The sequence below is a fragment of the Hungatella sp. genome, from assembly GCF_046966825.1.
The window spans coordinates 1-22873 of sequence record NZ_JBKVCZ010000029.1; the positions used below are offsets into that span (position 1 = coordinate 1).

Genomic DNA, 22873 nt, shown 5'->3' on the forward strand with positions numbered 1-22873 from the left:
GTCTGCATATCGCCGTCCCCGGTCTGATTGCCGCCGTCGCCGGCGTTCGCACCCTTGTAGAGACAGGCTGCAACATCAGCTTCCACAACGACCACCTTTGGCGGGTTTTCCGGATAACGGTTTGCGAAGTAGCCCTGTACAGCTCCGGCAAGAGAACCAACGCCTGCCTGAACGAATACGTGAGTCGGTCTGTCGCATCCGTATTCCTCTAACTGCTCGCCGGCTTCCATCGCCATGGTTCCGTATCCCTGCATGATCCATGCCGGAATCTCTTCGTAGCCGTCCCATGCGGTATCCTGTACGACAACGCCGTGCTCTGTCTTAGAAGCGGCATCGGCTGCCATGCGTACACATTCGTCGTAGTTGACTTCCTCGATGGTAACGTCAGCGCCTTCCGCCTTGATGTTATTGAAACGGGTGATGGTGGAGCCCTTCGGCATGAAGACAACTGCCTTCTGTCCTAACCGGTTGGCCGCCCATGCAACACCTCGTCCATGGTTTCCGTCTGTGGCTGTAAAGAAGGTAGCCTGGCCGAATTCCTCGCGGAGTGCTTCGGAAGTCAGAACACTGTATGGAAGATCGGAGACGTCTTTACCTGTCTGCTGTGCTATGTACTTCGCAATCGCGAAGGAACCGCCCAAAACCTTGAAAGCGTTTAAACCGAAGCGGTAGGATTCGTCCTTCACATAAACCTGGCCGAGTCCTAAGTATTCAGCCATATGGTCGAGCTTCGCAAGCGGTGTCTTGCTGTACTGTGGGAAGCTCTCATGGAATTTCCTTGCCTTTCCGATTTCGTCCAGCGCCATGACAGGTAAATTCTTGTCGTCTGTCTTCGGCATGGTGTTAACCACCCATTCGATTGGATTCATGATGTTTGATTCTCCTTCTTATTTAATAATGAATTTAAAATGGAAATTTTATTGAAAACTTATTTGTTCTCTTTTCCGGCGTCCATGTAGCTGTAAAGCGTGAACTTGGATATACCGAAAAAGTTGGAAACCTTGTCGCCGGATTTTGTGATCAGGAATGCCCCGGCATCGTTTAAATACTGAATCGCTGTGATCTTGTCATCCTTGCTCATCAGCGCCACCGGTTTGCCGACCAGCTGTACGGACTGTTCGATGAGCGTATCTAAAAGGTCGTTGACGTTGTGCGTGATCTTTCTTGGCTGCCTGTCTTCTCCGGACATCTCCGCAGTGGAGATGAGAGAGCGGATCGAGTTGTCAACAGTGAGCAATCCTGTGATGTCATAATTTAAGGAAAAGATATAATCAATGGTACCGTCCTTTCCTCTTATATACATGGTACTGGATTTTAAAATCCTTCCGTCATCTGTCTTCGTTAAATAAGACAGCCGGTCTTTTAAGCATTCAGGATTCCGGTTCAGCGTTTCAAGAACGATTTCCGAAGGTCCGTCTCCCAGTTTTCGGTTGCTTACGTGACCGTTTTCGATATAGACGATGGAGCTCTCTATATCCTGCTTTTTTAAGTCGTGGATGACCACCTCACAGGCGTTTCCAAAATGGGATGCCACACCGTGTGCAATCTGCGTCAGTTGTTCGAGCTTTGAATCCATCTTGTAACCCCCCTTGCTTGAATTCTTATACTCCCATCATAACATAAAAAAATGAAAAATCAATACTTTTTCTAAAAATTTTTTAGGCAAACTAATTTTTTTTGTATTTTCATCTTGCATTTCTTACTTTTAGATGATACACTGTACCTATAAAGATATTTATGGTACAAACTGCATAAAAATGATGAGAAGGAAAAAGTTCTCAGGGACAATATGCAAGAACAATGCACGGGAGACGGGGAAGGTCCCATGTGCACACTGTATACTCAAAATTTTTAAGATTTTGACGAAAAATTAGGAAAAAGAGAGAAAAGGAGATGGAGACATGCTGATTATCGGTAATGGAAGAATGATCACAAGAAACCCGGAGGCTCCGTTTTTGGAAGACGGGGCAGTGGCGATGGATGGATCCACTATTATGAAAGTAGGAACGACAAAAGAGATAAAAGAGGCATATCCCGATGCAGAATATATCGACGCCAAAGGCGGCGTCATCATGCCGGCGTTTATCAACGCGCATGAGCACATCTACAGCGCATTTGCAAGAGGCTTAAGCATCAATGGCTACGATCCCCACGGTTTCCTGGAGATCCTGGACGGAATGTGGTGGACGATCGACCGCAACTTAACACTGGAGGAGACAAGGCTTTCCGCCATGGCAACCTATATCGATTCCATTAAGAATGGTATTACCACCACCTTCGATCACCATGCAAGCTTCGGCCACATACGCGATTCCCTGTTTAAAATAGAAGAAGCGGCTAAAGAGACCGGCGTTCGCTCCTGCTTATGTTATGAGATTTCAGACCGTGACGGCATGGATAAGGCCAGGGAAGCAGTAATGGAGAATGCGGCCTTTATCAAACACGCGCTGGCGGACGACAGTGATATGATCGCCGGAATGATGGGTATGCATGCGCAGTTCACTATTTCAGATGAGACCATGGAACTGGCAGCGGCCAACAAGCCGGCTGAGGTTGGATACCACATTCATGTGGCGGAGGGCATCGAAGACCTTCATGACTGCTTAAAGAAATACGGCAAACGCATCGTAGACCGTCTGATGGACTGCAATATCCTTGGTCCGAAGACACTGCTTGGCCACTGTATTTACGTAAATCCTCACGAGATGGAATTAATTAAGGAAACAGATACCATGGTCGTACATAATCCGGAGTCCAACATGGGCAACGCCTGCGGATGTCCTCCAACCATGGAGATCGTTCACAGAGGAATCCTAACCGGTCTCGGAACCGACGGATACACACACGACATGACGGAATCCTACAAGGTTGCCAATGTACTTCACAAACACCATCTCTGCGATCCAAACGCCGCCTGGGGCGAGGTTCCGCAGATGCTGTTTGAAGGAAATGCCAAAATTGCCAACCGTTACTTTAAGAAGCCTCTCGGCGTATTAAAAGAAGGCGCCGCCGCCGATGTCATCGTAACCGATTACATCCCGCTGACCCCGATGAACGCAGGCAACGTAAACAGCCATATTCTTTTCGGCATGACCGGCAGAAGCGTGACAACGACAGTCGGAAACGGAAAAGTCCTGATGAAAGACAGAATTCTTACGAATATTGATGAAGAGAAAGTCATGGCTGACTGCAGGCAGGCGGCGAAGGAACTGGCGGACCGAATCAATAGTAGATAGGGAAATTTTGATGAGGGAGTTGGGGATTGGCTGGCGGTTACGTCCTTTCTGCGGGAGACGAAATTTTATATAAATCTAAAGCATGATTTAATAAAATTTGTTCCCGCAGAAAGGACTGTGTACGGGCAGGCTGGAGACTCTCCTCGCAAAAGTTGCTGGTGGGCAGGTAGAAGATTCCAGAGAGAAAGTCTTTTGTTTGATGTAAAATGAAGGCAGTAAAGATAAATAAGAAGCAATCACAATAAAGCAGAAAGAAAATATTAGAAAATTCACAGCGAGGTGTTTTCTTTTTTCAGCGGCATCCAGGGATGCAGCGGGTTTTGGAGGGAAACAAATTTTATTAAATCATGCTTTAGATTTATATAAAATTTCGTCTTCCCTCCAAAACCCGCGGACCCGGCAGCCAACAAATTCAAAAAAAGATAAATCACCCGCAAATCAGGAGGTTAATGATGGGAGACAGAATGACACCAATGCCATTTCCGCAGTTAGTGGAGTGGGTAATGAAGGAACATGACGATAAGGGGACTGTGTTTGGGGTTTACAGACCTTATCAGGCGAAGGCGGAGAATGACAGGAAAATCTTTGGAAGGACTCTGGAGACTCCGGTTGGTCCGGCGGCGGGCCCTCATACCCAGCTGACCCAGAATATTGCAGCAGCTTACTATGCGGGAAGCCGGTTCTTTGAGCTTAAGACGGTTCAGATCATCGACGGCGAGGATCTTCCGGTGAGTAAGCCCTGTATCAAGGCTGATGATGAGTGCTATAACTGTGAGTGGTCAACGGAGCTTTACGTTCCGCAGGCACAGGAAGAGTACATAAAGGCATGGTTTTTACTGAGCGTTATGGCGAAAGAATATGGACTCGGCGCCATGGACGGATTCCAGTTCAATATGAGCGTGGGATACGATCTGGAGGGAATCAAGTCTCCAAAGATTGATTTGTTTATCGAATCCATGAAGGACGCAAAGGATACGGAGACCTATAAGAACTGCAGGGAGTATCTGCTGGAGAACGTCTCCATGTTTAAGAATGTGACGAAGGAGGATATTGAAGGGATTTCTTCTAATATCTGTAATTCCGTTACACTCTCCACGCTCCATGGATGCCCGCCTCAGGAGATCGAGCGGATCGCTACGTATTTGATCGAGGTGAAGGGACTTCATACCTTTATCAAGTGCAATCCGACACTTCTGGGATATGAATTTGCAAGAAAGACCATGGATGAGATGGGATACGATTACGTCGCTTTCGGCGATTTCCATTTCCTCGATGATTTACAGTATAAAGACGCGATTCCGATGCTTCAGAGGCTTAAAAAGCTGGCCGGAGAGAAGAATCTGGAGTTTGGCGTGAAGATCACCAATACGTTCCCGGTTGATGTGAAGCAGAATGAACTTCCAAGCGAAGAGATGTACATGTCAGGAAAATCGTTGTATCCGCTGTCTATTTCACTGGCTGCGAAGCTGGCGAAGGAATTTGACGGACAGTTAAGAATCTCTTACTCGGGCGGTGCAGATTACCATAATATCAAGAGCATTGTAGATGCGGGAATCTGGCCGGTAACGGTGGCTACCACCCTGTTAAAGCCGGGCGGATATCAGAGACTGGATCAGATGGCGAGTGAACTGGAATGTGGAAGCGTGGAGTTTTCCGGAGTGAACGCAGAGAAGGCCGCGAAGCTGGCGGAAGCTGCGATTACGGACGAACACCATGTAAAGGCGGTAAAGCCGCTTCCATCCAGAAAGATGAACAAACCGGTTCCGCTTACAGACTGCTATGTGGCGCCGTGTAAGGAAGGTTGTCCGATCCACCAGGATGTGACCACGTATTTACAGCTTTCCGGAGCAGGCAGGTATGAGGAAGCCATGAAGGTGATCGCAGAGAAGAATCCGCTTCCATTTATTACGGGTACTATCTGTGCACATAACTGTATGAGCAAATGTAACCGTAACTTCTATGAGGATCCGGTCAACATCCGCGGTGTCAAGCTGGTGTGTGCGGAAGGCGGCTACGACGCTCTGATGAAGGAAATTAAGGCCGGGGAGTTAAAAGGAAAGAAGACTGCTGTTGTAGGCGGCGGTCCGGCTGGTCTGGCGGCTGCTTATTTCCTGACAAAGAACGGCTGTCCGGCGACGATCTATGAGGCGGGCGACAGCCTTGGCGGCGTAGTAAAGCACGTGATTCCGGGATTCCGTATTTCGGATGAAGCGATTGCAAAGGATGTGGCTCTGGCTACGGCTTACGGCGCAGAGGTGAAGCTGAACACGAGAGTAGAGAGTCTGGAAGACTTAAAGAAGGCCGGATATGACTACATCATTCTGGCAACTGGCGCTTCAAAGCCGGGAGTTTTAAAACTGGAAGCAGGAGATGCTATGAACGCACTCGATTTCCTGGCACAGTTTAAGGCCACCGACGGAAATGTAAATATCGGCAAAAATGTCGTTGTCATCGGCGGCGGAAATACCGCGATGGATACGGCCAGAGCTGTAAAGAAAACAAAAGGGGTGGAACACTCCTATCTGGTATACAGAAGAACGAAACGCTTCATGCCGGCCGACGAGGAAGAACTCGTAATGGCAGTGGAAGACGGCGTGGAGTTCAAAGAACTCTTATCTCCTGTGAAGCTGGAAGATGGAAAGCTGATCTGCAATGTGATGAAGCTGTCTGATTACGATGCTTCCGGCAGAAGAGGCGTGTCCGAGACAGGTGAGACGGTGGAAATCCCGGCGGATACCGTGATTGCAGCTGTCGGCGAGCAGGTTCCGACCGATTTCTTAAAGGCCAACGGAATCAATGTGAACGACAGAGGAAGAGCCATGGTAAACGAGGAGACACTGGAGACCAGCGTATCCGGCGTTTATGCAATCGGTGACGGTTTATACGGACCAAAGACAGTTGTAGAAGCTATGCGTGACGCCAGAATGGCTGCGGAGGCAATCCTCGGTGCAAAGGCGGCAAGAGACTTTGATGATACGGTGGAGGATCTGGGAAAACTCTACGACAGACGCGGAGTGCTGGCTGAAACAAAGGAATATAAGGAAGACAGCACACGCTGCCTCGGCTGCTCCAATATCTGCGAGAACTGTGCAGAGGTATGTCCGAACCGTGCCAACATCGCGATCCGTGTACCTGGAATGGCGAAACACCAGATTATCCATGTGGATTATATGTGTAATGAGTGCGGTAACTGTAAGAGCTTCTGTCCATACGACAGCGCTCCGTACTTAGATAAATTTACCCTGTTTGCCAATGAAGCGGACATGGAAAACAGTAAGAATCAGGGCTTTGTCGTCCTCGATCGGGCTGCGGTTTCCTGTAAGGTGCGCTATCTTGGAAACATGTATACCTGGAATGCCGCGGACAGCGACAGCGTAATTCCGGAAGGCTTGCGCAAAGTAATGGAAACTGTCTGCAAAGATTATGATTACCTATTAGCATAGGGAAAGCGGGTGAACTTATGTATACCTTACTGGTGAATGGAACGAGCGTTACCGTGGAAGAGGACCGGAAGCTGATCGATGTGCTGAGAAATGATCTGGGGCTTAAATCCGTCAAGGATGGCTGCAGCGAAGGCGCCTGTGGAACGTGTACGGTTCTGATTGATGGAAAGGCCACCAAGGCCTGTGTCCAGAAGGTTTCAAAGATGGAAGGAAAATCCATCGTAACAGTAGAAGGACTCAGTGACAGAGAAAAAGAAGTATTTGTCTATGCCTTTGGAGAAGCGGGAGCCGTGCAGTGCGGCTTCTGCATCCCCGGCATGGTTATGTGCGCAAAGGGACTGATCGACCAGAATCCGGATCCGACCCGCGATGAGGCGGCCTTTGCAATCCGCGGCAATATCTGCCGCTGTACAGGATATAAGAAGATCATCGACGCGATACTGCTGGCGGCAAAGCTGTTCCGTGAGGACGTAAAGGATTTAAAAGCCCCGGTGGTAGATCATATCGGACAGCGTGCGCATCGTGTGGATGTACCGGAAAAGGTGCTCGGTTACGGGGAGTACGTGGATGATATGGAAGTGGAGGGTATGATTTACGGAAGCGCCATCCGCACACCGTATCCGAGGGCAAGGGTCCTGTCCATCGATAAATCCGAAGCGCTTGCGCTGCCGGGAGTCCGTGCGGTCCTAACCGCCGATGACGTTCCGGGAGGCAATAAAGTAGGTCATTTAAAGAAGGACTGGGACACCATGATCCCGGTGGGTGAGATCACCCGTTACGTGGGAGATGCGGTCTGCCTGGTGGCGGCCGATACGCCGGAGATTCTGGAAGAAGCCAAAAAGCTGGTGAAAATCGAATATGAGGAGCTGCCGGGTGTATTCAGCCCGCAGGAAGCTTTAAAACCGGATGCGCCGCTGGTTCATGAGACAGGCAACGTGCTGGCTCACGAGCACCTGGTGCGGGGCGACGCGAAGAAGGCCATTGAGAACTCCAAATATGTGGTGACAAAGGAATACCGCACTCCATTTACAGAGCATGCGTTCCTGGAGCCGGAATGCTCCGTCGCTATCGTAGACAGGGAGAAGGAAGAGGCTCTGATCTATTCGTCCGACCAGGGAACGTATGATACGCAGCGCGAATGCGCCGGAATGCTGGGCTGGGAGCTTTCCAGGGTCCATGTCATTAACAAACTGGTGGGCGGCGGCTTCGGCGGCAAAGAAGATATGGCAGTACAGCATCATGCGGCCCTTCTCGCTTACCATACGGGTAAGCCGGTCAAGGTGAGACTGACGAGAAAAGAAAGCATTATGATTCATCCGAAACGCCATCCGGCGTGGATGGAATTTACTACAGCCTGTGATGAGAACGGATATTTAACCGGCATGACGGCAAAGGTGATTACGGATACCGGCGCATACGCCTCCCTGGGAGGGCCAGTGCTCCAGAGGCTCTGTACCCATGCGGCAGGCCCCTATAACTATCAGAACATCGACATCGACGGCACCGCCGTCTATACGAATAATCCGCCTGCAGGTGCGTTCCGCGGGTTCGGCGTAACCCAGAGCTGCTTTGCTACGGAGTGCAACTTAAACCTCCTGGCTGAGATGGTGGGGATTACCCCGTGGGAAATCCGCTACCGCAATGCCATACGGCCGGGTCAGGAACTTCCCAACGGCCAGATCGCCTCTCCGGGCACAGCCCTTGCAGAGACGCTGGAGGCGGTGAAAGAAATCTACGACAGCCACCCGTATGTGGGAATCGGCTGCGCCATGAAGAATGCCGGCGTCGGCGTCGGCATCCCGGACTGGGGCCGCTGCCGTATGACCATCGAGGACGGAAAGGTTCATGTCCGCTCCGGTGCATCGTGTATCGGTCAGGGACTGGGAACTGTGCTGGAGCAGGTGGTCTGTGAGGCACTGGGCGTTACGGGAGACCGTGTGGTCTATGTGGCAGCCGAGACGAACCTGGCACCCGATTCCGGTACCACCTCCGGTTCCCGCCAGACCCTGGTGACAGGCGAGGCGGCCAGAAGAGCCTGTATGGATATTCTGGAAGATTTAAAGGGCGGAAAGACCCTGGAGGATTTGAATGGAAAAGAGTATTACGGCGAATACTTAGCCGCTACTGATCCCATGGGATGCGGCAAGAAGAATCCGGTATCCCACGTGGCCTACGGCTACGCGACCCAGGTGGTGTGCCTGAATGAAGACGGCACCATTGAAAAAGTGGTTGCGGCCCACGACGTCGGAAAAGCCATTAATCCGCTGTCCGTAGAAGGGCAGATCGAGGGCGGCGTAGTGATGTCCCTGGGATACGCCCTGACAGAGGATTTCCCACTGGATCACGGAAAACCACTGGCTAAATTCGGTACGCTCGGCTTATTCCGCGCGGATAAGACTCCGTCGGTTGAGAGCATCATTGTAGAGGAAAATAAGGATCCGCTGGCTTACGGAGCAGTGGGAATCGGAGAAATCACCTCCATCCCAACGGCACCGGCAGTCCAGGGCGCCTACTACAAGCTCGACGGAAAATTCCGTACGTCACTGCCTCTGGAAGATACAGCATACAGAAAGAGTAAAAAATAAAAAGCTAAACCTTGATAAGGGCGCAGAGGGCCGAGCAGTATGGTCCTGCGCCCTTAAAGTAAAAATACGTTTCTCCGCCTGAAACGGTTGTATGCAAAAGAAAAATAAGGTATACTGAAAATAAGTTATTTTAGTGAATATTCACAGAAACTTATGTTGTTGCGCTTATGCATGCGAGCGGAGAATGGAGGCCGTCATGTTCAGAGAATTGAGAAGAAAAAATCAGCAGTTATCGGAAACGGAAGCCAGGAGTATTTTGAAGAACGGAACCCATGGAGTGCTGTCTGTCCAGGGGGACGACGGTTATCCGTACGGTGTTCCGATGAACTATGTGTACGGAGACGACGCAATCTATTTCCACTGTGCAAAGGAAGGCCATAAGTTGGAGGGGGTTAGGCGCTCCGATAAGGTTTCCTTCTGTGTCGTGGGAGAAGATGAGGTGATACCGGAAGCATTTTCGACCGCTTATACCAGCGTGATCGTGTTTGGCAGAGCCGAGATTGTGGCGGATGAGAAAGAGAAGCGGGAGGCTTTAAGGCTTCTGGCGGAACGATTTTCCCCGGAGTTCGGGGAAGAGGGCGAGGCAGCGATCCGCAGCAGCTGGAATGATGTCTGTATCGTTAGGCTGAATATCGAACACGCGGTGGGAAAAGCCGGCAGGGAGCAGATTAAGCGGGAGGAAGCCCGATACGCTTCTTTCCTGTAACAGACAGCAGAAAGGAAGGAATTATCCCATGAAAAAAGTATTAAAAGGCGGTACCGTGGTATCGGGGGAAGGCTGTAAAAAAGCTGACGTTCTGGTAGAGGATGGGAAGATCGGAGCCGTGGCTCCGGAGATTACGGATGAGGAAGCGGAAGTGGTCGATGTGTCGGGGAAGCTTTTATTTCCCGGATTTATCGATGCTCATACCCATTTCGATCTGCATGTATCGGGAACGGTCACTGCGGATAATTTTGAGACTGGAACGAAGGCGGCCTTATCCGGCGGCACAACCATGATTATTGACTTTGCAACGCAGTACAAGGGAGAAAGCTTACATAAGGCTCTGGAGCACTGGCATGAAAAGGCCGATGGCAACGCGTCCTGTGACTACGGCTTTCACCTGGCCATATCCGACTGGAATGCCGAAATCAGCGAGGAACTCCAGCAGATCGTGGACGAGGGAGTGACTTCCTTTAAGATCTATATGACCTATGACGACATGGTGCTGGATGACAAGTCCATCTACCAGGTCTTAAAGCGGCTGAAGGAGGTCGGCGGAATCGCCGGCGTTCACTGCGAAAATAAGGGTATCATCGAAGCTTTGATAGAGGAAGAGAAGGCGAAAGGCCACCTCACCACCGACGCGCATCCGAAGACGAGACCGGCCGTGGTGGAGGCGGAGGCGATCAGCCGTCTGCTCAAAATCGCGGATCTGGTACATACGCCGGTCATCATCGTGCACTTAAGCTCGGGAGCCGGTTATCAGGAAGTGAAGTATGCGAGGGAACGGGGCCAGGAAGTGATTCTGGAGACGTGCCCGCAGTACCTCGTTCTGAATGAAAGTGTCTACAGCTTACCGGATTTTGAGGGAAGCAAGTACGTGATCGCTCCTACCATCAAGAAGGAGACAGACAGCACAAGGCTGTGGAACGCCATCAGAAAGGACCATATTCAGACGATTTCGACCGATCACTGCAGCTTCACCACCGGCCAGAAGGCGGCGGGAAAAGACGACTTTACGAAGATCCCCTGCGGCATGCCCGGAGTGGAGTCGAGACCGGCTCTGATCTACAGCTTCGGCGTTCTGGAACGCGATTTGAAGCTGGAGCAGATGTGCCGTCTGCTCTCCGAGAACCCGGCGAAACTTTACGGGGTATACCCGCAGAAGGGAGCCATCGCTCCCGGAAGTGACGCGGATATCGTCGTCTGGAACCCGGATACCGAATGGACCATGTCCGTGGAGAATCAGGTCGCCAATGTGGACTACTGTCCGTTCGAGGGCACGAAGGTGAAGGGAAAGGCGGAGCAGGTTTACTTGAAAGGCGAACTGGCCGCCAGGGACGGAAACGTGGTACTGGAGAAGAAGGGAAGCTACGTTCCGAGACAGCGCCGGATGGAACTGGATTAGGGAATCGAAAGGAAAAAAAGTATGATAGCTTACAGTTGGGAACATGACGGACTTCGGGAGCGCCCCACTCTGTGGGAGGCGTTAAAGCTTTCCGCGGAACGCCACAGGGGGATTGCCCTGACCGGCGGAGGCGGAAAGACGAGCGTCATGTTCCGGCTGGCGGACGAACTGGCGGATATGGGAAAGACAGTCATTGTGACGACGACGACCCATATCTTTAATCCGCCGGGCTGGAACGTGGTGGAGACTGACTGCGCAGAGGACGCGGCGAAGCGGTTGGAGAGAAATGGTTCAGTCCTCGTGGTCGGTGTTCCTGCGGCCGGCGGTAAGCTTAAAAGCCTGCCCTTAACGGAGGCTGCCAGGCTGAAGGAGCTGGCCGACGTCCTGCTGTATGAAGCGGATGGGGCGAAACGGCTTCCCATAAAGGTTCCAAAGGACGGAGAGCCTGTGATACTGGAGTGTACCGACGTCGTTATCGGCTGTATGGGACTGGACTGCATCGGCGGTGAGCTGGAGGAATTCTGTTTCCGCACAGAACAGGCTGCCGAACTGCTGGGTCTGCAGAAAGGACCGGATGGACATTGCAGCCACCGGATCACATGCGGCGACGCGGCGAAGATTCTCACCAGTGAATCCGGTACGAGAAAGCTGGTGGGAGAAAGAGACTACCGGGTAGTGATGAACAAGGCGGATAATGAGGAGCTTATAGCGAAGGCAGTCAGGATAGCAGGAGATATGGAACGGCTGCATCCGGTACCATGCGCGGTGTCCTGTTTTCTGCGCGGGGACCATTTGTAGCAAAAGAGAAAGGCGGCGAAGATGGAGCAGGAGAAAATACTGCGTTTCCATATGAAACTCCGGCTTTACTATGAGGAACGGAACTTTGGGCCGGGAGTCGCGGGCCTGATGCAGCTTGTGCGGGAACGCGGTTCCTTATCGGCCGCGTGCCAGGAGATGCATATGGCGTATTCCAAGGCCTGGAAGATCTTACACAAGGCGGAGGAGGACTTAGGCTTCACGCTTATGGAAGGAAAACGCGGCGGTGAAAATGGCGGAACCACGGTTTTGACCGAAGAGGGAGAAGCGTTTTTAAATAAGTATTTACAGTTTGTGAACGAAGCAGAAAATGCGGTTGCAGAGTTGTTTGAAAAGTATTACAGCTAGTACAGCGTTGCATAAGTTCCAGTGATGCTGTACTAGACAGGAGGATGGGGACGGGCAATCACCCATTTTAATTTTATTGGGGATATTCTCACTTGAGAATATCGACACAAATGGATGGGCTGCCTGTAATGATAAAGTGAGGTAAAAAATTGGGTTATAAATCAAGATTAAAAAATCAAGGATAAAGGAGCAGGAGTCATGAGGGAAATCAGGACAGAAGATGCGGTTGGCCACGTACTGTGCCACGACATTACGCAGATCATCCCGGGGGTGATCAAAGATGCGAAGTTTAAGAAGGGTCATGTGGTGACGGAGGAAGATATTCCGGTGCTGCTCTCGCTGGGCAAGGAGCATTTATACGTCTGGGAAAAGGACGAGTCGAAATACCATGAAAATGAGGCGGCCGAGATTCTTTGCGGCCTGTGCAGAGGCGATCATATGGAACGAAGCGGAGTGAAGGAAGGAAAGATTGAACTGACCTCCACGGTCCGCGGGCTTCTTAAGATAGATACAGAACTGCTGGACAGAATCAACGGACTGGGGGAGATGATGATCGCTTCCAGGCACAACAACACTCCGGTAGAGCCGGGAGACAAACTGTGCGGAACCCGGATTATACCGCTGGTCATCGAAAAAGAGAAGATGGAGGAAGCCGTGAAGGTCTGCGGCGGAAAGAAGATATTTACCATACTTCCGTATCAGAACAAGAAGGTGGGAATCGTGACGACGGGAAGTGAAGTCTATCACGGACGGATCAAAGACGCGTTCGGCCCGGTCCTGAAGGAAAAGGTGAAGGAATTCGGCGGGGAAGTGATGGGACAGACGATCACGGATGACAATCCGGAGCATACGAGGAAGGCGACCCTGGAATTTATCGCACAGGGAGCCGACATGGTATTGGTGAGCGGCGGAATGAGCGTGGATCCTGACGATAAGACGCCACTCGCTATCCGCAGCACTGGAGCGCGTGTCGTATCGTACGGAGCGCCTGTGCTTCCGGGCGCCATGTTCCTGCTTGCCTACTATGAAAAGGATGGCCGCCAGATACCGGTGGCAGGCCTTCCAGGCTGCGTCATGTACGCCAGGCGCACGGTGTTTGACCTGGTGCTTCCGCGCCTCATGGCGGATGATCCCGTGACGAAGACAGAGCTGGACAAACTGGGAAGAGGCGGACTCTGCCTGTCCTGCGAGGTCTGTCATTATCCCAACTGCGGATTTGGAAAGGGCTGGTAAGATGGAAGGACTGACACATTTTGATGAACACGGCAACGCCCGCATGGTGGACGTTGGAGAGAAGGCCGTGACGGACAGAATCGCAGCGGCGCATGGCTTTATTCACGTAAACCGTGAGGTCTATGAGGCTATAAAACAGGGAACAACCAAAAAAGGGGACGTGCTGGGCGTGGCGCGCGTGGCCGGAATCATGGGAGCGAAGAGAACTTCTGATCTTATACCGCTCTGCCACGTGCTGATGCTGACGAAGTGCACGGTGGATTTTATTCTCCATGATGACAGGATGGCGGTGGAAGCCGTCTGTACCGTAAAGACCAGCGGAAAGACCGGCGTGGAGATGGAAGCCCTGACCGGTGTAAATGTGGCTCTGCTCACGATCTACGACATGTGCAAGGCCATGGACCGGGGCATGACCATGACGGATATCACTCTCCTGCTGAAGGATGGCGGCAAGAGCGGCCTCTACCGGAAAGACGGAGAGAGCCTATGAGAGACGGCAATGGAAGAAAGATCGATTATATCCGCATTTCCGTGACGGACCGGTGCAATTTGCGCTGCCGCTACTGTATGCCGGAGGAAGGCATCGACTTAATGCGCCACGAAGACATTCTCACCTACCAGGAGATTTTAAAGATCGCAGAGACTGGGGCAAGACTCGGGATCAGACGCGTGAAGGTGACAGGTGGGGAGCCGCTGGTGAGAAAGGGCGTCTCCCAGCTGATCCGGGAACTGAATGCGATCGAGGGAATGGAGGACGTGACGTTGACCACGAACGGCCTTCTGCTGGGGGACATGGCTCCGGAGCTTGCGGAGGCAGGGCTCTCCAGCGTCAATGTCAGCCTGGATACGCTGGATCCGGAACGCTTCAGCCAGATTACCAGGCGGGACCGGTTCGCGGATGTCATGAAAGGGATTGAATCCGCTGTCAGGAGCGGGCTGAAGGTGAAGATAAACTGTGCGGTGATGGAGCATTTGAGCAGGGAGGATGTGCTCGCCTTCGCCGAATATTCGGTGAAAAGCGGGATTCCTGTCCGCTTTATCGAGATGATGCCCATCGGACAGGGAAGAAAGTACCACGCCATGGATAATGAGGAGCTGCTCAAAATCCTTTCTGAGGAATACGGCGATTTAAGGGAAAGCACGGAGCCGAGGGGAAATGGACCGGCGGTCTATTATACCTGTGCATCGGGAGCGGGCTGTATCGGACTGATTAGCGCCGTTCACCATAAATTCTGCGGAAGCTGCAACCGGGTGAGACTGACGTCGGATGGGTTCTTAAAGCTCTGCCTCGACAGTCCGGCCGGAGTCGATTTGCGGACACCGCTGCGCAGCGGCGTATCCGATGAGGAATTAAGAGGCCTTATGGAACAGTGGATCAGATTGAAGCCGGAAAGCCATCACTTCCTTTCCTCGGAGGGACGTGAGGGAGAACTGCCGCTTTCCGACGGTACAACGGAAAAATGTTTAAATATGAATCAAATCGGAGGATAAAAACATGGGTCAGGTTATGGCTGTCTGCATCAGCGAGAAAAAAGGGACGCAGAAAAAGGGAATTTCAGAGGGACATTTTATAGAGGAATTCGGCATTGAAAATGATGCACATGCGGGAAAATGGCACCGCCAGGTGAGTCTGCTGTCCTATGAGACCATCGAGGCATTTAAGGAGCGGGGAGCCGAGATCGGCGACGGCGCCTTCGGCGAAAATGTGATTGTGAAGGGGATCGATCTGGTCCGCCTTCCCGTGGGCACGAGGCTGTCCTGCGGCGATATCCTTCTGGAGGTGACGCAGATTGGCAAGGAGTGCCACAGCCACTGCGAGATTTTCAAGAAGATGGGGGAATGCATTATGCCTGCCAACGGAATTTTTACCCGGGTACTGCACGGAGGCGTGATGAAGGAAGGGGATGAAATAAACGTATGTACAGAGCAGGAATCGTAACGCTCAGCGATAAAGGCGCGGCAGGCGAGAGAGAAGATAAGAGCGGAGCCGTGATAAAGGAAATTCTGGAGTCAGCGGGCTATGAGGTGGTTGGCCGGAGTCTGCTTCCGGATGAGGGAGAGGCGCTGAAGGCAGAGCTCATCCGCCTGAGTGACCAGGTGCAGTGTGATCTGGTGCTGACGACGGGCGGAACCGGATTTTCCAGGCGGGATGTGACGCCGGAGGCAACGATGGCGGTAGCAGAGCGGAATGCTCCGGGAATCGCGGAGGCGATTCGTGCCTACAGCATGACCGTGACGAAACGCGCCATGCTGAGCCGCGGTGTGAGCGTCATCCGCGGAGGCACGCTGATTATCAATCTTCCGGGAAGCCCGAAGGCGGTCCGGGAGAGCCTGGAATACGTGCTGGATACGCTGCCGCATGGTTTGGACATCCTGTCGGGACGCGGCGGAGAGTGCGCCAGGAAGTAGAAAGAGATTGAGTGAAAGGAAGAGAGTGTTGTGGAAAAAGTATTGATAAAAGGGGCGGGAGATCTGGCAACAGGAATCGCCTGCCGGCTGCATCGCTGTGGATTTTCCGTGGCGATGACCGAAATTGCGGTTCCCACAACCGTGCGGAGAACGGTCGCATTTTCCCGGGCGGTTTATGAAGGAAATGCCCTGGTGGAAGATATTGAAGGGGTGCTTTGCCGGAATACGGAGGAAATAGATAACACTGTGAATCAGGACAAGGTGGCGGTAATTGTCGATCCGTCGTGTGAGACATTAGAATCCTGGAGACCGGATATCGTGGTGGACGCTATCTTAGCCAAGGTGAATCTGGGATCAAAAATGTCGGATGCGGATATTGTCATCGGTGTCGGTCCCGGATTTACGGCAGGTGAGGACTGTCACGTGGTGGTGGAGACGAAACGCGGCCACAATCTGGGACGCTGTATCTGGGAAGGCAGCGCATTTCCGAATACGGGTGTCCCCGGAATGATCGGAGGATACGATAAGGAGCGCATCATTCGCGCCGCATCTGACGGTATATTTACGGGAAATGTGAAGATCGGAACGTTGGTTAACAAGGGTGACGTGGTAGGACACAGCGGAGAAATTCCCATATACGCAGAGGTGGGAGGCGTTGTACGAGGGCTGCTTCAGGACGGTGTGGCAGTGACAGCGGGAATGAAATCGGGAGATATTGATCCAAGGGGTGTCGTCGAACACTGCTGGACCATTTCCGATAAGGCAACCGCCATAGGAGGCGGAGTGCTGGAAGGCATCTTTCATATAAAGAAGAAAAGGGGAGTAAAATTGTGAAAAAAGCAATCTTATTAGCAGGTGCATTAACAGTGGCGATGGCGGCGCTTACCGCTTGTGGAGGAACAGGAAAGGCTGAACCGGAGACGACAACACAGGCAGCTTCAGAGGCAGCAGCAAAAGCACAGACCGTGACCATCGCAGCGGCAGCAAGCCTGGAAACCTGTTTGAGAGATGAACTGATTCCATTATTTGAAAAACAAAACCCTGGTATTACAATTGAGGGAACGTATGACAGTTCAGGAAAACTCCAGACCCAGATCGAAGAGGGGGCCGGTATCGACGTATTCTTTTCGGCGGCGACGAAACAGATGGATGCTTTAAACGACGAAGGCATGATTCAGGACGGAAGCGTCAGGAATCTTCTGGAAAACAAGATTGTTTTCATCGTACCGACCGGTGACGAAGGAAACTACTCCTCTTTCGAGGATATTGCAAAGGCTGAAAACGCAGCGCTCGGAGATCCTGACAGCGTGCCGGTAGGCCAGTATTCGAAGGAAGCGCTGACCAACCTGGGACTCTGGGATGAGGTGCTTGCCAAGGCCAGTCTGGGAACGAACGTAACCGAGGTTTTAAACTGGGTTGCAGAAGGAAGTGCAAAGGCCGGAATCGTATATGCAACAGACGCGGCACAGACCGATAAAGTAACGATCGTGGCGGAAGCACCGGAAGGAAGCGTTAAGAAGGCGATTTATCCGGCAGGCATCATCAAAGACTGTGAAAATCCGGATGGCGCACAGAAGTTTATCGATTTCCTGGCCAGCAGCGAAGCTATGGATATCTTTGTAAAGAACGGATTCGCAGCGGCAGAATAAAACGCCGGGGGTTCATCATGTGCTGGAGCGTGTCTGAAAATTCATTCCCGCCATCTGCACGCCCCAATCTCACACAAAGTGTGACGCACAGCTGACAGAAAGCAATTTTCAGACACGCTCCAGAGATAAGGAGGAGAAGCAAGTGGATTTGTCACCGGTTCTCATTTCATTAAAAACATCAGTCATATCGATTATTTTCACATTTTTTCTGGGGATATGGGCGGCCAGAGCGGTGATTGCCCTGAAATCAGAGCGGGCAAAGGCTATACTGGACGGAGTACTCACACTTCCTCTCGTTCTTCCTCCGACGGTGGCCGGGTTCTTTCTGCTTTACATATTTGGAGTGAAGCGCCCGATCGGAAAGCTGCTTCTTGCTGTATTCAGCTATAAAATCGTGTTTACCTGGCAGGCAACGGTGCTTGCGGCGGCGGTGATATCATTTCCGCTTATGTACCGTTCTGCAAGGGGCGCGTTCGAACTGGTCGATGAAAATGTCTTAAACGCGGCGAGAACCCTGGGGATACCGGAACGGAAGGTTTTCTGGAAGATTCTTATGCCTATGGCCATGCCGGGAGTTCTCTCGGGCGGTGTTCTGGCCTTTGCCAGAGGACTGGGAGAATTTGGAGCAACGGCCATGATCGCCGGAAATATCGCGGGAAAGACGCGGACGCTGCCCCTTGCCATCTATTCAGAGGTGGCGGCGGGAGACATGGAGGGAGCGGGGAAATACGTGATTATTATCGTTGCCATATCCCTTCTCATCGTGGCAGGTATGAATGTGGCCGCCGCAGGCAAAAAGAAATTTTCATAGGAGTGAGCCATGAGCCTGAAGGTAGAGATCAAGAAAAAATTGAGGGATATGACTTTAAATGTCGCCTTCGACACGGAGAGAGATTCCGGAATCACAGGGATTTTAGGAGCCTCGGGATGCGGCAAGAGTATGACCTTAAAGTGCATTGCGGGAATTTTCACACCGGACGAGGGAAGAATCGAGTTAAATGGCCGCGTGCTGTTTGATTCGGCAAAAGGGATCAACGTAAAAATTCAGGATAGGGGAGTCGGTTATCTGTTTCAGAACTATGCATTGTTCCCCCACATGACCATACGGGAAAATGTGGAGATGGCCCTATCCTGCCCCAAGTCAGAGCGGCGCGAAGCCGCCATGCGGTATCTGGACATGTATCATATCGGCGAACTGGCGGACCGGTATCCTTCCAGACTATCGGGCGGCCAGCAGCAGAGAGCTGCCCTGGCCAGGATTATGGCATCGAAGCCGGAGGTGCTGATGCTGGACGAACCATTTTCCGCTCTGGACTACTATCTGAAGGAGAAGCTTCAGCTGGAACAGCTGGAGGAACTGAGAAACTATGACGGTGACGTACTCCTTGTCACGCACAGCAGAGATGAGATCTATCGTTTCTGCAGTACAATCCACGTGATCAACGAGGGTGAAATTGTGGTGTCGGGGGCCGTAAAGGATGTCTTTAAAGAGCCTGAGACCGTGTCGGCGGCCAAACTGACCGGATGTAAAAATATTCTGGACATCAAATATGTGGATGCCCACACATTTTACGTGCCAAATTGGGATATTCAGGTTATAATGAGAGACAGAGAAGTCCCAAAGGACAGGCCGTTTATCGGAATACGCGCCCATTACTTTACCGCCGCCCATGAGGCGGAAAAGGAAAATGTGATGGAGTGCCGCCTGAAGCAGATTCTGGATGACCCCTTTGAGGTTACGCTTATTTTGGAAAATGATCTCTGGTGGAAAATACCGAAAGGGCGCTGGAAGGATGATATGAAAGAGCGGGTGCCGGAGCGCCTGGTAGTTCCGGAGGAGAGCATTTTCTTTTTAAAGGACAGGTAGAATGGAGGATTTGGCGGATGAAACTGACTCTTATACTGCTGGCAGCAGGAAACAGCAGGCGGTTTGATGGAAACAAGCTGCTTACCCCGTTTCACGGGAAGCCAATGTATCAGTATATCGTGGAGGAGGTGGAAAAACTGCCGGATGGCCTTTTCGATGATAAAATCATAGTAACACAGTATCCTGAGATTATGGAAGACCTGGAAAAAAGAGGGTATGTGGTGGTAGAGAACGTACAGAGCAGTCTGGGAATCTCTCATTCGATCCACCTGGCCCTGGAAGCCGCGGCATCACCGGACGGTGAAGAAGCCTCGTACTGCTTCGCGGTCTGTGACCAGCCGTATCTGAAGGCAGCCACCATAGAGGGCCTGATCGAAGGCTGGAAAAACAGCAAAAGAGGAATCGGCTGTCTGTGCAATATGGGGGAGTTCGGAAACCCCGCGATTTTTTCGGAGGCATACAGGAATGAGCTTCTGGCGCTGGAAGGCGATGTGGGAGGAAAACGGGTTCTGCGCAGGCATATAGACGACCTCTATCTGCATGAAGTGGATGATGGCCTGGAGCTTGTGGATATCGATGTGAGAGGCTGAGGCAAATGCCCCCTCACAGCGAAAATAATTTTATAAAGTGGGGAATGCTTCTTACGCTTCCGGGGCTTTTGGAAGCCGGTGGCAGGGACATCTGGGGAAAATGAGAGAGAAGGATCTCCTCTCGTTCCGGTCGCAGCAGGTTGCGGAATTCAACAATACGGTCTTGTGTGTCGGGAAGCTTCTGAAGGTCTGTCCGGAAGAGGAAACGACGATCATTCCCCTTCTTCTGAATATAGACGGTCATACGTTTTTCCATCACGGTGTGCCGTCTCCGGAATGCCGGAATGTTGCAAAGGGACATATTCTGGAATGCTTTCTGGAACAATTCCCAGGTTCTGCCTATAGAGAGGAAATGGCAGCCTTCGCAGAATGTAACCTGGAAAATGACAGAAAACAGGTGTGTGCCAGGGCGCGGCGTCTTATGAAGCTACGGGGTTTTTGACTTGCCTGCCCAGGAATCAGCGGCCTTTGCATCCGCTTCACAGGGGACATCAGGGAGTATCGCATGTGCGGCTTCTTCCATCGTATTTTTTAACAGAACAACCGCATCGTCCACTTCCTCCTCCGGGACTTCCATCAGGATTTCGTCGTGGACGATGCCTACGATTTTCTTGTCACTTTCCCGGATCCGGGAGGCCAGAAGGCCGAGGGCATGCTTCAGAATATCGGCGGCCGTGCCCTGAACCGGAGTGTTGGCCAGATCGGCCAGACCTGTGTCCGGGGAAAACAGGAACCTGCGTCCTGTGAGCGTCCGGCCTTCCAGGGGATGGCTCTCTCTTAAGTCATGGTGCCACCAGTTGATCCCGTGGTAATTCTGAAAGAAGGCACTGCGAAACTGTTCTGCTTCTTCTAAAGTCATGTCTACACCATAGGACTGACTCGAGTACTGTCTGAGTCCTTCCGCGCCCATACCGAATATCAGACCGAAATTCACAGCCTTTGCGGCCTGACGCTGCGCTTTTGTTACCTGACTGATCGGAACATTGGAAATCAGGGAAGCGGTGAGGGCATGGAGATCCTCGCCTTTCTGACAGGCACTTTTCATTCTGGAATCACCGGAAATCTGTGCCGCTACGCGCAGCTCGATCTGGGAGTAATCGGCAAGAACCAGTTTTCTTCCATGGGGTGCTGTGAAGCAGCCGCGAAAATCGGCTTCCCGCGGAATCTGCTGAATATTGGGATTGTAACAGCTCATTCTTCCGCTCCAGGCGCCGATCTGCATGTATTTCGGATGGAGCCGGCCAGTCACGGGATGAATCTGGGCCGGAATGGGATGGAGGAAAGAAGAGAGGGATTTGGAGTGTTTTCTGTATTCGGTCAGCGCCTGCACCAAAGGCTGGTTATGGTAGGGAGCCAGGTTTCTTCGCGATGTGGAGTTGACCGGGATTCCGTACCGGTTCAGTAGTTTGAGCACATAGGGATTGCTCTCAAAGTTTACGTCCAGGGCTTCCTCGCCGCCCCACAGGGTCAGCTGGTACGTGGGAGTGCCGCTGTAGGTGTAGAGGGTCTCCAGAGCATTGTTATATTGCTTCTCGGTCTTCCTGCGCAGCGAATCCCACTGTTCCAGATCGAGATTGATTCCGTCATATTCTGTATGGGCGATGGCGGAAGCGCAGGCAAACTCAATGGAGGCAATCCGGTCGAGACCATGATGAGCCAGGAGCGGCTTCATCACACCGTACAGCTTCAGCAGAATCCCTGCATCCAACGCGGCATAAGCCAACTGGGATCCGGTCAGAGAGGTGCTGTCCCAGAGCCCTGTCTGCTCTGTCTTATCCATCCTGATGCCGAGATAGTGGTCCGCCACCGCCGCCAGGCCCGCCCGCAAAGGACCGCCGCATGGCCGGAGCAATTGAGCGGCCAGCATGGTATCGAAGACTGGATAGCATTCGATTCCAATCCCCATGAGAAACTGTAAGTCAAACTTGGCATTGTGGAACAGCTTTTCCGAAGGGGTGTCCAGAAGCTCTCTTAAGCAGGAAATTCCATCAGGGAGAAATACCGCACAGTCAAAGACAAGCACAGGAATACCAGGAGCGCTAATCTGGATCAGACGGAGCCGGTCGCGGTGCGGGTCGAGCCCGGTTGTCTCTGTGTCTATGGCGAGGAGCGGCGCTTCTTTTATTGCCTTCTGGTAGGGAAGCGTGTCGGAGGGGGAAGAGATAACCAGGTAGTCAATGGATAATCCGGAATTGTCTGTCGGCGTGGCCTGGGGTGGTGTGATTTTATTTTCCATTGACGGCTCCTCTCTGTTTTGTTAAAATAGAACGTACGTTCTTGCTTCTTCCAGTATACTATATTGTGGGCGGAAAAGCAATTGATAATGTGGTATTTTACTATATTAGGACTGTGAACGGTAACCGATGGAAAAAAATACAAATGCAGAAAGCCTGGATATAAGGTAAAATAGACAAAGTTTTAAAATGCAGATCAAATTCGCTTACAAAAATTTAATTTTAAAGATAAACTGGAAAAAGAAAGACAGTATTGAACGAAACAGAATTGGAGAAAATGATCAGACGTAAACGAATCAAACCGAGTAGGACGTTATATAGAATGATCATAGGGAAAGGACCGGATACAGAT

General features: G+C 51.7%; 21 protein-coding genes and 1 pseudogene. 18 read left to right on the forward strand and 4 right to left on the reverse strand.

From position 1 onward, the window contains the following. Both ACLTD4_RS11430 and ACLTD4_RS11435 read right to left on the reverse strand, forming a co-directional pair. Positions 1–869: diaminopropionate ammonia-lyase (locus ACLTD4_RS11430; RefSeq protein ID WP_412331318.1), on the reverse strand; the 869-nt coding region annotated here is incomplete at its 3' end. 59 nt (positions 870–928) lie between these two features. After that, a complete protein-coding gene (locus tag ACLTD4_RS11435; RefSeq protein ID WP_002602709.1) occupies positions 929–1576 on the reverse strand; it encodes a transcriptional regulator in 648 nt (215 codons plus the stop codon). A gap of 325 nt (positions 1577–1901) precedes the next feature. Between ACLTD4_RS11435 and ssnA the strand changes: the two genes are divergently transcribed. The 14 genes from ssnA to modA all read left to right on the forward strand — a co-directional run bounded on the left by ssnA (position 1902) and on the right by modA (position 17830). Further along, complete coding sequence (gene ssnA / locus ACLTD4_RS11440; RefSeq protein ID WP_055659339.1) at positions 1902–3236, forward strand: putative aminohydrolase SsnA; 1335 nt, start codon at positions 1902–1904, stop codon at positions 3234–3236. A 452-nt stretch (positions 3237–3688) separates the two neighbouring features. Continuing rightward, the gene (gene ygfK, locus ACLTD4_RS11445; RefSeq protein WP_117634243.1) at positions 3689–6679 is read left to right on the forward strand and encodes a putative selenate reductase subunit YgfK; all 2991 of its coding nucleotides are present in this window, start codon (positions 3689–3691) and stop codon (positions 6677–6679) included. Positions 6680–6696: 17 nt separating this feature from the next. Continuing rightward, complete coding sequence (gene xdh / locus ACLTD4_RS11450; RefSeq protein WP_117623184.1) at positions 6697–9264, forward strand: selenium-dependent xanthine dehydrogenase; 2568 nt, start codon at positions 6697–6699, stop codon at positions 9262–9264. Between the two features lie 196 nt (positions 9265–9460). Beyond that, positions 9461–9970, forward strand: a complete 510-nt coding sequence (locus tag ACLTD4_RS11455; protein WP_055659334.1) for a pyridoxamine 5'-phosphate oxidase family protein — start codon at positions 9461–9463, stop codon at positions 9968–9970. Positions 9971–9998: 28 nt separating this feature from the next. Then, a complete protein-coding gene (hydA, locus tag ACLTD4_RS11460; RefSeq protein ID WP_117623185.1) occupies positions 9999–11375 on the forward strand; it encodes a dihydropyrimidinase in 1377 nt (458 codons plus the stop codon). A 21-nt stretch (positions 11376–11396) separates the two neighbouring features. Next, positions 11397–12173 (forward strand): selenium cofactor biosynthesis protein YqeC, encoded by a 777-nt coding sequence (gene yqeC / locus ACLTD4_RS11465; protein ID WP_117623186.1) that lies wholly within the window; start codon positions 11397–11399, stop codon positions 12171–12173. A 21-nt stretch (positions 12174–12194) separates the two neighbouring features. Then, on the forward strand, positions 12195–12539 hold the full coding sequence (locus ACLTD4_RS11470) for a winged helix-turn-helix domain-containing protein (RefSeq protein WP_055659327.1): 345 nt from the start codon (positions 12195–12197) through the stop codon (positions 12537–12539). A 198-nt stretch (positions 12540–12737) separates the two neighbouring features. After that, positions 12738–13772, forward strand: coding sequence for a molybdopterin-binding protein (locus tag ACLTD4_RS11475; RefSeq protein WP_117623187.1), 1035 nt, complete (start codon positions 12738–12740; stop codon positions 13770–13772). Position 13773: 1 nt separating this feature from the next. Then, a complete protein-coding gene (gene moaC, locus ACLTD4_RS11480) occupies positions 13774–14262 on the forward strand; it encodes a cyclic pyranopterin monophosphate synthase MoaC (protein WP_117623188.1) in 489 nt (162 codons plus the stop codon). Then, complete coding sequence (moaA, locus tag ACLTD4_RS11485; protein ID WP_117623189.1) at positions 14259–15263, forward strand: GTP 3',8-cyclase MoaA; 1005 nt, start codon at positions 14259–14261, stop codon at positions 15261–15263. Before moaC ends, moaA begins: the two co-directional genes overlap by 4 nt. A 4-nt stretch (positions 15264–15267) precedes the next feature. After that, entirely contained in the window at positions 15268–15711 is a 444-nt protein-coding gene (locus ACLTD4_RS11490; RefSeq protein ID WP_002602720.1) for an MOSC domain-containing protein, read from the forward strand. After that, positions 15690–16181 carry a molybdenum cofactor biosynthesis protein B gene (locus ACLTD4_RS11495; RefSeq protein ID WP_117623190.1) on the forward strand — a complete coding sequence of 164 codons (492 nt, stop codon included), beginning with the start codon at positions 15690–15692 and terminating at the stop codon, positions 16179–16181. Before ACLTD4_RS11490 ends, ACLTD4_RS11495 begins: the two co-directional genes overlap by 22 nt. Positions 16182–16211: 30 nt before the next feature. Continuing rightward, a complete protein-coding gene (yqeB, locus tag ACLTD4_RS11500) occupies positions 16212–17015 on the forward strand; it encodes a selenium-dependent molybdenum cofactor biosynthesis protein YqeB (RefSeq protein ID WP_117623191.1) in 804 nt (267 codons plus the stop codon). Then, positions 17012–17830, forward strand: a complete 819-nt coding sequence (gene modA, locus ACLTD4_RS11505; RefSeq protein WP_055659317.1) for a molybdate ABC transporter substrate-binding protein — start codon at positions 17012–17014, stop codon at positions 17828–17830. The genes yqeB and modA overlap by 4 nt, the downstream gene beginning before the upstream one ends. Before the next feature lie 15 nt (positions 17831–17845). On the opposite strand, the pseudogene ACLTD4_RS11510 reads toward modA, so the two are convergent. Continuing rightward, positions 17846–17896, reverse strand: a pseudogene (locus ACLTD4_RS11510) (DUF6783 domain-containing protein); the annotation flags it as partial. Here ACLTD4_RS11510 and modB point away from each other — a divergent pair. The 4 genes from modB (at position 17883) to ACLTD4_RS11530 (ending at position 20729) form a co-directional block, all read left to right on the forward strand. Next, positions 17883–18641 (forward strand): molybdate ABC transporter permease subunit, encoded by a 759-nt coding sequence (gene modB / locus ACLTD4_RS11515; protein WP_412331322.1) that lies wholly within the window; start codon positions 17883–17885, stop codon positions 18639–18641. The pseudogene ACLTD4_RS11510 and the gene modB overlap by 14 nt on opposite strands. 9 nt (positions 18642–18650) lie before the next feature. Then, positions 18651–19697, forward strand: coding sequence for a sulfate/molybdate ABC transporter ATP-binding protein (locus tag ACLTD4_RS11520; RefSeq protein WP_002602725.1), 1047 nt, complete (start codon positions 18651–18653; stop codon positions 19695–19697). Between the two features lie 17 nt (positions 19698–19714). Further along, positions 19715–20287: an NTP transferase domain-containing protein gene (locus ACLTD4_RS11525; protein ID WP_002602726.1), complete on the forward strand. Its 573-nt coding sequence runs from the start codon at positions 19715–19717 to the stop codon at positions 20285–20287. 100 nt (positions 20288–20387) lie between these two features. Further along, positions 20388–20729 (forward strand): hypothetical protein, encoded by a 342-nt coding sequence (locus ACLTD4_RS11530; protein WP_243008334.1) that lies wholly within the window; start codon positions 20388–20390, stop codon positions 20727–20729. On the opposite strand, the gene ACLTD4_RS11535 is transcribed toward ACLTD4_RS11530, so the two are convergent. Further along, complete coding sequence (locus tag ACLTD4_RS11535) at positions 20715–22523, reverse strand: bifunctional 3'-5' exonuclease/DNA polymerase (RefSeq protein ID WP_181988662.1); 1809 nt, start codon at positions 22521–22523, stop codon at positions 20715–20717. The two genes, ACLTD4_RS11530 and ACLTD4_RS11535, sit on opposite strands and share 15 nt — an antisense overlap. Between the last annotated feature and the right edge of the window lie 350 nt (positions 22524–22873).